The organism is Novosphingobium subterraneum (genome assembly GCF_000807925.1).
Lineage (GTDB): Bacteria > Pseudomonadota > Alphaproteobacteria > Sphingomonadales > Sphingomonadaceae > Novosphingobium > Novosphingobium subterraneum.
The window spans coordinates 1-14,798 of sequence record NZ_JRVC01000008.1; the positions used below are offsets into that span (position 1 = coordinate 1).

At 61.6% G+C, this 14,798-nt stretch carries 15 protein-coding genes; 4 read left to right on the forward strand and 11 right to left on the reverse strand.

What is annotated here, in order from left to right; genetic code table 11:
- Nucleotides 1-1,659, reverse strand: a 1,659-nt coding sequence (locus tag NJ75_RS09370; protein ID WP_039333786.1) for a hypothetical protein, incomplete at its 3' end; no start/stop codon positions are given.
- Between the two features lie 168 nt (nt 1,660-1,827).
- On the opposite strand from NJ75_RS09370, the gene NJ75_RS09375 reads away from it, so the two are divergent.
- Nucleotides 1,828-2,568: an SDR family oxidoreductase gene (locus NJ75_RS09375; protein WP_039333788.1), complete on the forward strand. Its 741-nt coding sequence runs from the start codon at nt 1,828-1,830 to the stop codon at nt 2,566-2,568.
- 6 nt (nt 2,569-2,574) lie between these two features.
- Here the strand turns inward: NJ75_RS09375 and NJ75_RS09380 are convergent, their stop codons facing one another.
- Together NJ75_RS09380 and NJ75_RS09385 are read right to left on the reverse strand one after the other, a co-directional pair.
- The gene (locus tag NJ75_RS09380; protein ID WP_156484034.1) at nt 2,575-3,456 is read right to left on the reverse strand and encodes an MFS transporter; all 882 of its coding nucleotides are present in this window, start codon (nt 3,454-3,456) and stop codon (nt 2,575-2,577) included.
- Complete coding sequence (locus tag NJ75_RS09385; protein ID WP_082013337.1) at nt 3,414-4,079, reverse strand: MFS transporter; 666 nt, start codon at nt 4,077-4,079, stop codon at nt 3,414-3,416. Before NJ75_RS09385 ends, NJ75_RS09380 begins: the two co-directional genes overlap by 43 nt.
- Nucleotides 4,080-4,237: 158 nt before the next feature.
- Here NJ75_RS09385 and NJ75_RS09390 point away from each other — a divergent pair, with 158 nt between their 5' ends.
- On the forward strand, nt 4,238-5,227 hold the full coding sequence (locus NJ75_RS09390; protein ID WP_039333792.1) for a lactonase family protein: 990 nt from the start codon (nt 4,238-4,240) through the stop codon (nt 5,225-5,227).
- A gap of 750 nt (nt 5,228-5,977) precedes the next feature.
- Here the strand turns inward: NJ75_RS09390 and NJ75_RS09395 are convergent.
- Nucleotides 5,978-6,661 (reverse strand): response regulator transcription factor, encoded by a 684-nt coding sequence (locus tag NJ75_RS09395; protein WP_039333793.1) that lies wholly within the window; start codon nt 6,659-6,661, stop codon nt 5,978-5,980.
- Nucleotides 6,658-8,202: a sensor histidine kinase gene (locus NJ75_RS09400; protein ID WP_039333794.1), complete on the reverse strand. Its 1,545-nt coding sequence runs from the start codon at nt 8,200-8,202 to the stop codon at nt 6,658-6,660. Before NJ75_RS09400 ends, NJ75_RS09395 begins: the two co-directional genes overlap by 4 nt.
- Nucleotides 8,203-8,487: 285 nt before the next feature.
- On the opposite strand from NJ75_RS09400, the gene NJ75_RS09405 reads away from it, so the two are divergent.
- On the forward strand, nt 8,488-8,691 hold the full coding sequence (locus NJ75_RS09405) for a hypothetical protein (protein WP_039334037.1): 204 nt from the start codon (nt 8,488-8,490) through the stop codon (nt 8,689-8,691).
- A 10-nt stretch (nt 8,692-8,701) separates the two neighbouring features.
- On the opposite strand, the gene NJ75_RS09410 is transcribed toward NJ75_RS09405, so the two are convergent.
- The 5 genes from NJ75_RS09410 to NJ75_RS09430 form a co-directional block, all read right to left on the reverse strand.
- Complete coding sequence (locus NJ75_RS09410; protein ID WP_039333795.1) at nt 8,702-9,880, reverse strand: BaiN/RdsA family NAD(P)/FAD-dependent oxidoreductase; 1,179 nt, start codon at nt 9,878-9,880, stop codon at nt 8,702-8,704.
- A complete protein-coding gene (locus NJ75_RS09415) occupies nt 9,877-11,496 on the reverse strand; it encodes an NAD(P)/FAD-dependent oxidoreductase (RefSeq protein WP_039333796.1) in 1,620 nt (539 codons plus the stop codon). The genes NJ75_RS09410 and NJ75_RS09415 overlap by 4 nt, the downstream gene beginning before the upstream one ends.
- Nucleotides 11,497-11,538: 42 nt before the next feature.
- Nucleotides 11,539-12,117, reverse strand: a complete 579-nt coding sequence (locus NJ75_RS09420) for a nitroreductase family protein (protein WP_039333798.1) — start codon at nt 12,115-12,117, stop codon at nt 11,539-11,541.
- Between the two features lie 82 nt (nt 12,118-12,199).
- Nucleotides 12,200-12,616, reverse strand: coding sequence for a DoxX family protein (locus tag NJ75_RS09425; RefSeq protein WP_039333799.1), 417 nt, complete (start codon nt 12,614-12,616; stop codon nt 12,200-12,202).
- 59 nt (nt 12,617-12,675) lie between these two features.
- Entirely contained in the window at nt 12,676-13,410 is a 735-nt protein-coding gene (locus NJ75_RS09430) for a pirin family protein (protein WP_052242272.1), read from the reverse strand.
- Between the two features lie 123 nt (nt 13,411-13,533).
- On the opposite strand from NJ75_RS09430, the gene NJ75_RS09435 reads away from it, so the two are divergent.
- Nucleotides 13,534-14,463, forward strand: coding sequence for a LysR family transcriptional regulator (locus tag NJ75_RS09435; RefSeq protein ID WP_039333801.1), 930 nt, complete (start codon nt 13,534-13,536; stop codon nt 14,461-14,463).
- Nucleotides 14,464-14,494: 31 nt separating this feature from the next.
- Here NJ75_RS09435 and NJ75_RS09440 read toward each other — a convergent pair whose 3' ends face one another.
- Complete coding sequence (locus tag NJ75_RS09440; RefSeq protein WP_039333803.1) at nt 14,495-14,731, reverse strand: hypothetical protein; 237 nt, start codon at nt 14,729-14,731, stop codon at nt 14,495-14,497.
- Between the last annotated feature and the right edge of the window lie 67 nt (nt 14,732-14,798).

Below are 14,798 nucleotides of genomic sequence, written 5' to 3' on the forward strand. Positions count from 1 at the left end.
TTCGAACGCCGAATAGCTGTCGAAGCACTCGTAGGCGGCCATGTAGGGCGCGTCCTGCAGGCACGTGACACCGAGAAAATTTCGCCAGTGCCGGGCCATGCCGATGTCGCTGTTCCAGATCTGCGCATTGTGGAAGAAGCTGGCGAGATAGACATAGCTCTGCTTGAGGAAGTCCTTGCGGTCGGTGATGCGCCACAGCCGCACGCAGGCCGCCGCACCCCAGGCGGTGAGGTTGGCCTGATAGTTCAGGTCGAAGCGCATGCCCTTGGCCGCCTCGATCGCGGCTATGGCCTCGTCGACGAAGCGACGGTCGAGCGTCAGCTCGAAGGCCTGCAGCATGACCCAGGCGTAGATGCCGCCGACATCGGTCTGCCCGCGCTGGTCGGCCTCGGCGACATCCTGGATCACCGAAAAGTCGCGCATGTCATAGAGGATCGGCCACTTGTACCTGAAGTGGCGCGCCGCCTTGATGCCGTAGTCGATGGTATCGAGGAAAAGCTCGCGCGCCTGCTTGTTGCCGGCGATGGCCAGGTTGGCGAGATTGAGCATGGGGTGGTAGAGGTACCAGCTGTCAACGGCGTTCGCGTTCTTGTCCTTGCCGACGTTGGGCAGGTAGCGGCGCAACGTCTTCAGTTCCTTGTCGTGGAACCCCTCGATCCCCGCCATGATCTCGCGCACCAGCGGGTGCTTGAGGCCCTTCCACCGGCCCCAGTCGTCAAGTGCAGAAGCAATGGCCAGCTGGACCATGACGTCGGGATATTCACTTGCGGTATATGGGTGGAAATAGACATGGCCGAAATGTTCGATACGCGCTTCGGGTGCGTGCATCAGGTCCTGTACGGTCGCCTCTGCGCGTGACGGCCAATGACGGAAATCGGCCTTGGGCGGGGACAGCAACGGGTAGATGCCACCGATCATGTCGAGGAACTGCCAGGCGGAATCCGCTTCCTCCGATTGCGGATAGGCGCGGATGGCAAGGATCGTGTCGTAAAGCATGATGGGCTTGCCCGCCGGCAGATCGGCATGGCCGGTGTCTGCATTGAGCGGCGGAGAATAACCCATCTCCGGCATTTCAGCCTGGACCGCATTTTCGGGCTTCGATCCGGTCGCGTTGAAGTAGGGGTTCAGCGCGGTGAGGTTCTGAAGGTAAAGGACCTTGCCGAACTGCTCCTCGCCAAGCGTGAAATACAGCAGGGCTGTGTTGAGCTTGCGCTGTTGCGCCTCGACGGTCACGCCGGAAGGATCGGGCCGACCATCGGCGCCAAATGCCACGATGTCTCGAGGCAACTTGCTGATCCGCAACGAGGCGGTCGGCGTGAAGCAGTACTGTGCGCGGAATTGTTCGAGCCCAAAGGCATCGGCTGTCACACGCAATGTGGCATGCCCGGCAGGACCATGCCAATCCACCGAGGCTATCGCCCCATCGGCCGGACGAACGCGCGCCACGGCGTCGCTCCCGAATACCGGAAAGCGCAGGGCCAGGCCGCCACTCCCGTCACGGCAAAAGATCACCCAAAGCGCGTCGGACGTGAACTTGACCTCTATAGAAAGTCCACCGTGCTCGGCCCTGGCCAGCGATCGTGCGCCATCGTGCGCAATGACCTTTTCGGCCACGATCAATTCCGGCGTCAAAAGGGAGGTGCCGTCATCTCTTGCCATGCTGCTCGTCCCTTGTTGTTTTTCAGGGTGAACGTTGCGGGCGCGGCAAGGTTTCCCTTTTGGGCAGGTCAAGTTACTGGAACGATTTCGAAAAACGACGAACCGAGCGCAAAGCCGATCCTGCGTTAAGGCGCGGAAACGAGTGGCGCGCGAAGCCATTCGATCCGGATGGACAGAGAGCTCACGCGATCGCTGGCAGGACGCCGCATTCTCATCACCGGCGGAACGACCGGAATCGGTCGGGCCACCTTTCTTGCACTCGCCCGCCAGGGTGCAAGACTCTTCACCATCGGGCGCGAAGCCGAACCGCTTGCTGAGACCTTGCGGTTGGCGAACTTGGATGCGGGCGCCGGCATGAATGCCGACGTCGCCTGTCATGCAGATGTCGAAAAGGTGTTCGCAGCAGCCGATGCGCGCCTCGGAGAAATCGATGCGCTGATATGCTGTGCCGCGCTCGGCGCGCAGCCCCTGCACGAGATGGAGAATGACGACTGGCGCTATGTCGTGGAGACCAACCTCGTCGGCACTCTGGCCTATGCACGGGGCGCGCTCGATCGCATGCTTCGCCGGCAGGAGGGCCATCTGGTACTGATCAGCTCGATCAGCCCGGATATCAAGGCGAGAGGCGAAAGTGTCTATGCTGCCACCAAGGCCGGCATCAATGCCTTTGCGATGACCTTGCGCAAGGAGATTGGCGAGAAGAGCATTCGCGTGACAGTCATCGAGCCGGGCTCTGTCGGCACAGACATGCAGGAGTGTTCCCTCGATGAACAACGTGAGGCGATTGCGCAGGGTGAGATGCTGTTCGCAGAGGAAATCGCCGAAGGCATCATCTTTGCGCTGACCCGCTCGCCACGCTGCGATGTTTCGCTGCTGCGCATGGAGCCGATCAGGCAGAAAACAGCGTAGGGATGCTCATTCGTCAAACATGCGGAGGGCATGGCGCCGCGCAAATCTGCGCCTCACCCTGAATTCCCTGACAATGCTCCCCGGCATTTCGGTAAGGGCCCGAAAGCCCGTGACGGTCGAGAAGGCGTGGACCGACGAGCGGGCCTGGACCAGAACGTGGCGCACCATGTCGCGCTGCGCAATCTCGCCAGCTTCGCTGATCGGGCCGAGCCGGTGCAAGGCATATAGCCCCAGCACGCCCGAAATCAGGAAATAGAAGTCCCAGTTGCCCAACTTCAAGGGCAGGAAAGCGAAGACGCCTTCCGGGTTGGTCCAGCGTATCACCAGCTCGAAACGGCGATTGGCGAAGAAGTCTGCGAACAGACCGCCAATGACCGGCGCTGCACCTGCGGCCAGCGCCGTAACCACCGCCGTCGAAGCGATATAGGATGATGCCATCCCGCGGGGGGACAGTTTCAGGCCGATATTCGTGGTGGCGAGTGTGACACCGGCAACGGAACTGCCCATCAACAGGTGAAGTCCGATCAGGAATACAAGCTGCGCGCCGTCATGGTCGATCTGCGAGGCCACCGCCATTGCGGCGATGCAGGCAATGTAGGCTGGAGCAGCGACGAGCAGTACTGACTTGTTGCTGAAACGGTCCGACAGGACACCCCAACTCCGCAAGGCGAACGCGTTTGCCAACTGGCTGGCGATGGCTAGCGCCATGACGACGGGCATGCTGTAACCCAGTTGGCGAACGAGATAGACCGTGAAGAAGGGCGTCGCCAGATTGACGGCAAATTGCCAACTGGCCAGAAATCCGAGCAGCTTCCTGAAATTCGGATCCGAAGCCGGCTCGCGCATCAGTTCCCACAGCCGAGTTGTACGTGGTCCGGCGTGGGCCATGGTCGGTTCGGGAATCCGGCGACAATGGCGGCACTTGCAATCCCGGCCACGCACCCGGCCAGATACAGCGCGCTGAAGGCAAGGTCGCGCTGGTGTGATCCCTCCTGCGTGTACTCAAGGCAAAGCGCGGCGCCAATTCCGGCGACCACAGTGGTGATCGTCGCCCAAGTCGTCCGCCGCGCAAAGATGCGTCCCATGCGCTCGTCTGGCACGAAATCGCGCATCCATGAATTCCAGGCGCATCCTCCGACCGCCGCTAGCAGGCAGAGCACAAGGGTCATCGCCACCAGCAGCAATGGAGCCGGGCCTCCGGCAAAGGGCAACAGCGCCATGGTCCCAAGCATCATTCGCCCGAACACGCTTGACCACACTGCAATGGCCTTCCGCGCGCGGAGGCGTTCCACCAGCGCAATCGCAGGTAGCTGGGCAAGCTGCGTCAGAAACGGTAGCGACGCCAGCAGGCCGATCAGGAAATTGTCGGCACGAAGATGCAGGGCAAACGTGGTGAGAATGACGCCAGTCGTCAGAGCAGCAGTCGTGTTGGAGAATGCCGCCTCATAGACGATCGTCTGCAAGCCGCGCTCGCGCTCATCCTCACTGATCAGTGGTTGTGGAGCGAGCATTGCATTTCCTTCGCGGGTGCTGACGAAGGAAAGCCGGGGCGGGCTTGCAGTTTCCCGCCATGCGCCGAAGCGCGCTTTCGGCACGAGCGAGCGCTGCTTGTTCAGGAAACGCATGTAGGTCCAGATGTTTAAGTCATAAGGCTGCCGGGGGTATTTTGATGAAGCACCGGTTCTGGATCGGCACCTACAGTGCCAACGGTGGAGAAGGTCTGATCTCGGCGACGATCGACGAAGCCGGAAGGATCGAAATCGAAGGGGCGGAGTCGCGCATCGTCGATGCAAGTTACGGCTTATGGTGTGCTGACCTGCAGACTGCTTGGTTCGTCTGCGAACAAGAGGCCGGGCAAGTCTCCGGTTGGCGTCTGGAAAACGATCGGTGGGTGCCCTTGGGGAGCGTCTCGACGGGCGGTGCCGCGCCGTGCTTTCTCGATATTTCTCCGGACCACTCACTTCTTGCCGTGGCAAACTACGAAAGCGGTTCCGTGGCCACCATCGTGCTCGATGCTGCGACGGGAGCGCCGTTGCACCGTAGCGGGTTCCTGCAAAACAGCGGCAAAGGACCTGATCCCGATCGGCAAGCTGGTCCGCATGTACATTGCGCACGCTTTGCCGATAAAGGAGGTACGCTATATTTCACTGATCTCGGCCTCGACCGGGTATTTGCAGCCTCGGTGGATAGTGGAGGCGAACTGCAAGACAAGCGCGTGATGTTTTGCGCACCGCCAGGATTCGGGCCGCGACACCTTGTGGCATTGGCAGACGAGGTCATGGTCAACGGCGAATTGTCAAGCGGTCTGGTGGCACTCGCAAAAACGGACGGCACTTTCATACCAATGGACTCCCTGCGAACTGACCCGTCGAACAAGCCTGGCAATCTCGGTGGGCATCTGTTGGTTGAGGACGAGCTGATTTGGACAAGCAACCGCGGAGCCGACACGTTGGTGGCTTTCCGAGTGATGCAAGGCGCGCTGCACCAAGTTGCTTGCTTTCCCAGTGGTGGCCAATCGCCACGCCATCTCGCGAGAGTGAACAAGCACCTTGTGGCAGCTCACGAAAAAGATGGCACAGTTTCCTCGATCGACGCATCTGTAGGCAATGTCCTCTGCGATGTCATTGTGCCGGGGGCCGCATTCCTGATGAGCGCATGAAAATCGGTCGCTGCTGCGGCTAGGCCAGATCTCCGCGAGGGCCTGAATTTGTCGAATGGGATCTCGCAGTCTTCCTGTGCCCGTTTTTGCCGAAGGAGAATCGTCGTGGGACATTCAGATCTTGATGCTGCCATGCACGATCGGCCGCCATCGAATGCAGGGCAGAATGTTGGCCCGAAATGCACTTCGCGCAGGCGAGACATCAGGGCAATTCGCTTTATCACGACGCACGCATACGCAGTCGTGAGCGCGCGTTGTACGACCACGCCATCGATAGCCAGCTGAGAGGCTGCGATTTGATGAAATTCCGCATTAGAGGACCTTGTGAGCGGCAGACACATCAGAAATCGCGCAACCGTGATCCAGCAAAAGAGGGACCGACCTGTCCAGTTTTAAGTCAGGACTGAAACGCGACTGACGCTAGAACGCTGGCTTGAACAAGAGGTGGGAGAATCAACGATTTCGTGTTCATGCTGCGGGCAGATGCGCGGATGTGGATATCCTCACAGATAAGCCAGTTCAAAGTGTAGAAAGTCGACCGAGGTGGACAACCAGCACACGCTCTGCTGGTGCCTTGCAGGACCTGAACCTGAAAAACGGGGTAAAAAAATGGGGGTAAGAGCGGGGGTATGGCTTTGGGGGTATCCAATTTTCGTTGGGTGACGGCGGCCTGCAGTCTACGGTGACGCGGGAGAGCGCGCCTCGCTGTGACGCGCCCGTGTAGCAATCGTCACTTCAGACAGTGCGCCTTCAGGCCGTCAATCGGTAGCCGAATCCGCGGACGTTTTCGACGATGGGCGGGCCCAGCGCGTGAAGCTTGCGGCGCAGGCGGCTGAGGTAGACTTCGACGATATTGGTCAGCGGATCGTCCTCGATTCCCCAAACCGCACGCAGGATTTCGGTTCGTGAAATCACCGTGCCGGGGGATTCCATCAGCAGCCGCAGCACGCCCATTTCCTTGACGGTCAACTGGACCGGCGAACCGGCGCGCGTAAGGGTCATGGTCCGGGGATCAAAGTGGAGATCGCCCACGGTAAGGCTTCCGTCCGGCTGGATCGGGCTGAATTGCGGCCGCTCCATCCGGCGCTTGACCGCATCCATCCGGGCCAGCAATTCCTCGAATGCGAAGGGCTTTGGCAAGTAGTCATCCGCACCCCCCTTGAGACCGCGAATCCGGTCCGCCACGTCGTCGCGAGCGGTGACCATGATGATCGGTGTCGTCACGGCAGCTTCACGCAGTGCCGAGCAGATATCAAATCCGCTCATGTCCGGCAGGTTTACGTCGAGAAGAATGAAGTCGAACGCAAGGTTTGTCGCCAACTCAAGACCAGTTGCACCGTCGGTTGCCAGCGTGACCTTGTGGCCCTCCTGGGCGAGGCCGCGATGCAGGGTTGCGGCGAGTTCGACTTCGTCTTCAATGAGAAGCAGTTTCATGTGCTTGCACCATCTATCGCCGATGCGGGCGACATTAGAGGGAGGCGTATGGTGACGACCGTGCCGACATTGACCCGGCTGGTCAGGCTGATTGTTCCGCCCATGGCTTCGGTGATCGAACGGGCGATCGACAGGCCAAGACCTTGCCCGCTGCCGCTGCGCTTGCTGCCCCTGCGGAACCGCTGGAAAAGATAGGGCAGGTCTTCGGCCGGTATGCCATCGCCGTGGTCGGTGATGGTTATGACGGCATGATCCTCTTCCACGCTGACCGATGCTTCGACATTGGGAGCGTGCGTGGAATAGCACACGGCGTTGTCAACGACGATGCGGATGACCTGCTTGAGGCGGGCTTCGTCGCCTTCAACGATGATGCTGGAGGGTCCTTCGTGAAGCACGATCTTCCCGCCGTCGGCTTCAATGACGCGGTGGAAGTCGGCGATGCTGTCGGTCACTGCCGCCACCGCGTCGACCGGTTCGATGGTGGTATGCAGCATCGGCTCTTCTGCACGCGCAAGGTTCAACATGTCTTCGATCATTTCGGCCATGAGCTCTGACAGGCGGACCACCCGATCCAGCGCGCCTCGCAGGTCAACCGATTGTGCCGAGGCATCGCGTAGCGTGATCTCCGCCTCGCTGCGCATGATGGATAGGGGCGTACGCAGTTCATGGCTGGCATCGGCCAGAAACTGCTGACGCAGGCGGTTCGATCGCTCCAGCGAACGGTTGGTTGCGGCAAGTTCACTGGTGCGCCGGGCAACGGCACGCTCGAGCTCTTCGTTGGACCTGCGCAGCGTATCGGCACTTTCGCCCACGCGAGAGGCCATGATGTTGAAGCTTTCGGCGATCGCACGGAATTCCGTCGTGCCGACAATCGGCACGCGCTGTGTGTAATCGCCTTCGGCCATGGCGCGCGTGCCTTGCAGCAGGTTTCCGAGCGGGCGGATCAGCTGGCGCTGTCCCCAGAAGACGGCGAGCAGACCGCAAATGGTCACGACCGTCACCGTCAGCGTCATCGTGTCGATGACGCCCTGGAACGTCTCGATCGAGCTGCGGTGGTACTCTTTCGCCTCGCGCTCCTCGATCTTGATCGCTTCGAACACGAGGTCTTCCCAGACCGTGTCCGGCTTATCGCCCTTCAACGAGCGCTCGAGGCTGGCACCGATCTTCTTCAGGGTTTCCCGTTGTTTGACTTCCTCTTCTATCTCCGAGGCGCGCTGCTTGCGCTTGAGCGGTGTCTCGCTGATCATCTTGATTTCGGCGTTGATGTAACGCTCCGCATTGGTGACGTGGGAGCGGACGCCATCGATGTAGAGTTCGCGATCCTGGACGAACGCGCTTGGATCGGTGTAGCGCTCCTGCTGCAGGGTGTATCCTAGAACCGCGAGCCGCTGGAACGCGCTGAGTGATTGCGACGAGGCTTCGGACCTTGCCTGCTGCGCACGGATGACTTTCACTGCATGGTTGGCAATCACGCCCGGCACTGCCACGATGAACAGCATGAACACCAACGAGACCCACAGCTTCAGGCGCAGCGCGTTCATGCGCACATCGCCCGCAGCATGGCGAAGCGATTGCGGGCACTATGCCTGGCGTCGGGCGATGACACGCCTCGCTTCAATCGTAGCATAGAAATGGTGTTCCCCTGCCTGTGCCGCTGCTTCGAGCTCAAGTAACGGCACACGCCCTGACCTCACACTCACATTGTCCTGACAACGCTTTCCGATCAACGAATTGGCCGATTAAATTTCCATGAATGCGGCAGGCGCCACATCTGGTTCGGCATGCTGATGGATGACAATGTGCTGCGTCCATGGCATCGCAGTCGGATGCGCACCACTCACGATCACGCAAGCGTTCGCCTTTACCATCTGGGAGACGGGCCGGAGGGCGGTTCGGCCGACACGCTGTTCTATGGGCCGCTGAGCGAAGCCCTGCGGATCGCGGCGGAGCAGCCACTTGAACTTCAGGAAGAACTGTTCATCGCGACCGACAATGATGTCGTGGCTTATCTCGACCTGATCGAGGGCTGAAGTCTGGTGTTCACACAGCTTCGCCTGCAGCGCGGCCGCTGGCCCATGCCCATTGGAAATTGTATCCTCCCAGCCACCCGGTTACATCCACGGCCTCGCCAATGGCGTGAAGGCCGGGCACTTTTGCTGCAGCCATGGTCTTCTGATTCAGCGCGCGGGTGGAAACGCCGCCGGCGGTGACTTCCGCCTTGGCATAGCCTTCGGTGCCGTTCGGATTGAACGGCCAGCGCGCGAGTTGCTGCTGGGCCTTGCGCAAGTCAGCGTCTTTCATGCCAGAAAGTTCGCCCTCCAGGCCAAGCCGGCTGCCAAGCGCTTCTGCAAGCCGTTCCGGCAGTCTGCGGGCAAGAGCCGAGCGGAATGCCGCGCGGGGGCGATTGCGCTTTTCCTCGACCAGCCAGTCGGCGCCCTCTTCGGGCATGAAGTTGACGGCGATTGGCGTGCGGTGCTGCCAGTATGAGGAAATCTGCAGCATGGCAGGGCCCGACAGGCCCTTGTGCGTGAACAACGCCGCTTCGCGAAACGCTGTCTTGCCCCAGTGCGTGACGACATCGGTCGAAACGCCCGAAAGCGAACGGAACAGCGCCTCGTCCTCACCCAACGTGAAGGGCACGAGGGCGGGGCGGGTCTGTACCACCTGCAAGCCGAACTTGCGCGCGATCTCGAAAGCGAAACCCGTCGCCCCCATCTTCGGGATGGACAGGCCGCCTGTTGCCAGGATCAGGGCAGGGCCGTGATGATCACGGCCATCGATGGTCACGCGGTACAGGCCGTCGGCATGATCGACCGTGCTCACGCTCTGGCCAAAGGCGTACGTCACCCCGCCATCGCGGCACTCTGCCATCAGCATGTCCACGATCTGCCGTGCTGAGCCGTCGCAGAACAATTGGCCAAGCGTCTTCTCATGCCATGCGATGCCGTGACGATTGACCATCCCGATGAAGTCTGCAGGCGTGTAGCGAGCGAAGGCCGATCGCGCGAAGTGCGGGTTTTCGGAAATGTAGCGGTCTGCTGCAGTGTGGATGTTGGTGAAGTTGCACCGCCCGCCGCCCGAGATCAGGATCTTCTTGCCCGGTTCGTCGGCATGATCGACGAGCAGGACGCGCCGCCCGCGTTGGCCTGCAGTCAGCGCAGCCATCAGCCCCGCCGCGCCCGCGCCGAGGATGATCGCGTCGTAGTGGGCGGCGCTCACGCGAGGAGTTCGGTGGCGAGGGCCTCGGCCACCTTGATCCCGTCGACCGCCGCCGAAAGGATGCCGCCGGCATAGCCTGCGCCTTCGCCGGCAGGGTAGAGGCCGCGTGTGTTGAGGCTCTGGCAATCCTTGCCGCGCGTGATGCGCACCGGGGAAGACGTGCGCGTTTCCACACCGGTCATCACCACGTCAGGGTGGTCATAGCCCGGGACCATGCGGCCAAATGCGGGCAGGGCCTCACGAATGGATTCGATCACGTAATCGGGCAGGCACTTCTTGAGTTCGGTCAGGTGCACGCCGGGCTTGTAGCTCGGGATAACGCTGCCGAACTCCGTGGAAGGACGGTCGGCAAGGAAATCGCCCAGCTTCTGGCCCGGGGCCTTGTAATTGCGCCCGCCCGCTTCGAAGGCGAGGCTTTCCCAGTGACGCTGGAAAGCCATGCCCGCCATCGGTCCGCCGGGGTAGTCCTTGCTCGGATCGATATCGACGACAATGCCCGAGTTCGCATTGAACTCGGCGCGCGAATACTGGCTCATGCCGTTGGTGACGACGCGGCCCTCTTCGCTGGTCGCGGCAACGACGCGCCCGCCCGGGCACATGCAGAAGGAGTAGACCGTGCGCCCGTTCTTGCACTTGTGCGAGATCGAATAGGCGGCAGGGCCGAGGATCTTGTTGCCCGCACTCGGTCCATAGCGCGCAGTGTCGATCCAGCTTTGCGGGTGCTCGATACGCACGCCGATGGCGAACGGCTTGGCTTCGATGTGGACGCCACGATCGTACAGTACCTGGAAGGTGTCGCGCGCGGAATGGCCGACTGCCATGATGACGTGGCGCGCGGGCAGGAACGAGCCGTCCGACAGGTGAAGGCCCGCAATCCGGCGTGTCCCATCGGCGCCGGTCTCGATCTCGAAGTCTTCCACGCGGGTCTGGAAGCGGTATTCACCGCCAAGGCTTTCGATCGTCTCGCGCATCGACATTACCATGGTGACGAGGCGGAAGGTGCCGATGTGCGGGTGGGCTTCGGTAAGGATATCGTCAGGCGCGCCGGCCTTTACGAACTCCACCAGCACCTTGCGCCCGAGATGGCGCGGGTCCTTGATGCGGCTGTAGAGTTTGCCGTCGGAAAACGTACCAGCGCCACCTTCGCCGAACTGCACGTTCGATTCCGGCTCCAGCACCGAGCGCCGCCACAAGCCCCAAGTGTCCTTCGTGCGTTCGCGCACCGCCTTGCCGCGCTCGATGATGATCGGCTTCAGGCCCATCTGCGCGAGGATCAGCGCAGCCAGCAATCCGCACGGGCCCGCCCCGATGACAACCGGGCGCTCACCATCCCAGCCTTCGGGGGCCATGACCGGGAGCTTGTAGGAGGTGTCAGGCGTGGGCTTCACGTTCTGGTCGTCCGCAAAGCGGGCGAGCACTTCGGCCTCGTTCGCCACGACGCAATCGACCACGTAAGTCAGCAGGATCGCGTGCTTCTTGCGGGCATCGTTGCCACGACGGAAGATCTGGTATCGCGTGAGGTCTGCTGGCGCGATGTCCAGACGTGCGCAGATCGCCGCCGGAAGATCTTCGGCAGCGTGATCGAGGGGCAGTTTCAGTTCATTGATACGAAGCATGGCGCCGCCCTAGCGAAATCGCGCGGGCGGCGCCACTTGTGCTTATGCCGTGAACGGCCCGGCGAAAGCGATTTCGCTCACCGGCTTGCGGTCGCTCACCACTTCGCGCTCTTGGAGCATTTCGGGCAACTGCGACTTGTCGCCCTGCTTGCCGATCACGAAAGCCATTTCCACGCGATAGCCTTCCGGCAGGTTGAGCACTTCGGCAGCCTTGGCAAAGTCGACGCCGGTCATGCCGTGGGTGTGATAACCAAGGTGCAGGGCCTGCAGTGCCGCATTGGCCCATGCCGCACCGGTATCGAAGCTGTGGCTGTGGTTGGGGTTGTTGCCCTTGTCGCTGCGCATGAATTCGTCAGACACGGCGAAAACGAGCACGCCCGCATCCTTGGCCCAGCTCTGGTTGAAGGGCACCAGTGCCGAGAGGAACGCGTCGAAGTTTGCATCGCCCTTGTGGGCATAGGCAAAGCGCCAGGGCTGGTAATTGTAGGCGCTGGCGGCAAGACCTGCGGCTTCGAAGATCACGTCAAGGTCAGACTGCGGCACGGCCGAGCCGTCGAACGCGCGGGGGCTCCAACGATCGACGATGATCGGCAGGACGCTGGGGGAAGCGGTACGGGTCATTGAATGCTCCTTGGGAGAGGTTGGAGAGAGATAAGGGGGTAGGGCCGGAGCGCAACTGCACTCCGGCCCGCGGGGGTAAGTTTCAGCGGCGGTCGAAGCCGAAGCGGCCCGAGCCGAAAGCGGTCACCTGCAAAAGGCCACCGGCCAGCGCCACGTTCTTGAAAAAGTGGATGAACTGGTTCTGGTCAGCCAGGTTGGCGTGGAAGCCGAAGGCGGCGGCAAGGCTGAATGCAGCTATGGCCGAAGCAACGATGCGGGTGCGGATGCCGGCGATCAACAGCAGGCCGCCGACAAGTTCCACCGCCACGGCAGCGCCATAGGCAAGGCTGGGGGCAGGCAGGCCCGCGCTGGTGATGTAGGCAATCGTGCCAGTCGGATCGGCAAGCTTGGAAACACCGCTCAGCACGAAGATCGCCGCGAGAAAGACGCGGCCGGCTGCCGCCAGCAGGTCAGAAGTGGTGGATGAGCCGCCGCGCGTCTCGAGAGCGAGGGAAGTCATGGGATCGGTCCTTTGCAACAGTCGTAATTGGGGAATGTGAGAAAACAGTTCGGTCACGGTCAGGCCGCGTCGACGAGCACCAGCTCGGCTTCCTCGAGAGCGGTAATGACGATCTCGGTCACCCCGGTAATGGCAACGCCATCACGCGCATTGGCTTCGATTTCGCCGATGCGAATCTTGCCCTTGGCAGGAACAAGATAGGCGTGGCGGTCTTCGGTCAGTTCGTAGCGGACCGTTTCGCCGGCCTTCACCGTCGCGCCCAGAACGCGGGCGTTCGCATTGATCGTCAGCACATCGGTGTCACCAGCGATGCCCGAGGCGAGGGGAACGAACTTGCCTTCCCGGCTATCCTTGGGGAACGGCCGGGCACCCCAGCTTGGCGCGTGGCCCCGGCGATCGGGGATGATCCAGATCTGGAACAGGCGGGTTTCCTCGTCTTCCAGATTGAATTCCGAGTGGGCGATGCCCGTGCCTGCCGACATGACCTGCACGTCGCCCGCTTCGGTGCGGCCTTCGTTGCCCAGGCTGTCGCGATGGGTGATCGCGCCCCTGGTCACGTAGGTGATGATTTCCATGTCGCTGTGCGGATGGGTGGGGAAGCCGCTCTTCGGCGCGATGCGGTCGTCGTTCCATACGCGCAACGCACCCCAGTGGACGCGTGCCGGATCGTGGTATCCGCCGAACGAGAAGTGGTGGTGGGCATCGAGCCAGCCGTGGTTCGCCGCGCCGATCGAGGCGAAGGGGCGCAGTTCGATGTGAGCCTTTGTAGCGGTCGTGTTGGCAGTCTGGGTCATGGCGATTTCTCCAAACGGGCGGCTTGGGGTCCGTCCTGTTGGGGTGTAGATAGGCCTTGCAGGTCATTCGGAATATCCCGATAAGATAAATCAGAATGTTCGAATTCCTTGAAAGGGTTTCTCTTGGACGTCGGCCAGCCAACCCTTGACCAGCTGCGCCTGTTCCTCGCCGTGGTCGACGAGGGCAGCTTCAATGGCGCCGCGCGCAAGCTTGGGCGGGCGATCTCCGTGGTGAGCTACGGCATCGTCACGCTGGAGTCGCAGCTCGGCGTGACGCTGTTCGATCGCGAAGGATCGAAGAAGCCGGTGCTGACGCCCGCGGGGAAAGCGATGCTGGCCCACGCGCGTGCCGTAACCGACGATGTCGATGCGTTGATCGCGGGGGTTCGCAACTTCAACCAGGGCCTCGAAGCCGAACTCGGCTTGGCCATCGACGTGATGTTCCCGACGCATCTCATTGCGGAAGTGCTTCGCGAGTTTCAGGCGCTTTTTCCTACGGTGCAAATGCGGCTTTTTGTGGAGACATTGGGTGCGATTGCAGCGCTGGTGGTGGATGGGCGCGCGGAGCTAGGCATCTCGGGGCCGGATCTTGTGGCCTTGCCTGACCTTGAGCGCGAAGCGATCGGAGAGGTTGAACTGCTTCCCGTCGCAGCGCCCGATCACCCCTTGGCCCGCATGGCCAAAATCCCGCCAGGCGAAGTGCGCAAGCATCGCCAGCTGGTACTGACCGATCGGTCGAACCTGACGCAGGGGAGGGACTTCTCGGTTTTCGCGGCGAGCACATGGCGGTTGGGAGACCTTGGTGCGCGCCATGCCTTGCTCCGTGAAGGAATTGGCTGGGGCAACATGCCTCGCCACTTGATCAATGCTGATCTCGCCAGTGGAAAGCTCAAGCGACTGGCCCTGCCGGAAGCACCAGGCATGGCCTATCGCTTTCACGCCTTGTGGCGGCGAGATTGTCCAATCGGCCCAGCGCGCGCCTGGGTGCTGGACGCCCTGCGTGAGCGGCTTTCACGTTGCCCCGATGCAAAAGCGCCCCGCCAGACTTACTGACGGGGCGCCGAAAGATACTTTTCGATTTGATTCAGGTGCCCGCGCTCTTGCGCTTGAAGGCCGCGTTCTCGTTGGCCTTGATCTTGGCAATCTCGAGGCCAGGGCTGGGCGGGAAGCCGTTCTTCGGTCCCGGCGCCGGATTTCCGTTGCTGGGTGAGGCCGCCACCACAATCGGCGGGCTCGCACGTGTTCCTGCGCTGGCTGCAGTCGGCAGAATCAAGCCCGCAGCAATTCCTGTGGCAAGAAGCCACTTCTTTCCGTCCATCATTTGTGAATGCCCCCGAAGTTTGTCCCTGGACAGGCAGTTTCCATCGGTCCCGAAAACCGCTGCCCTT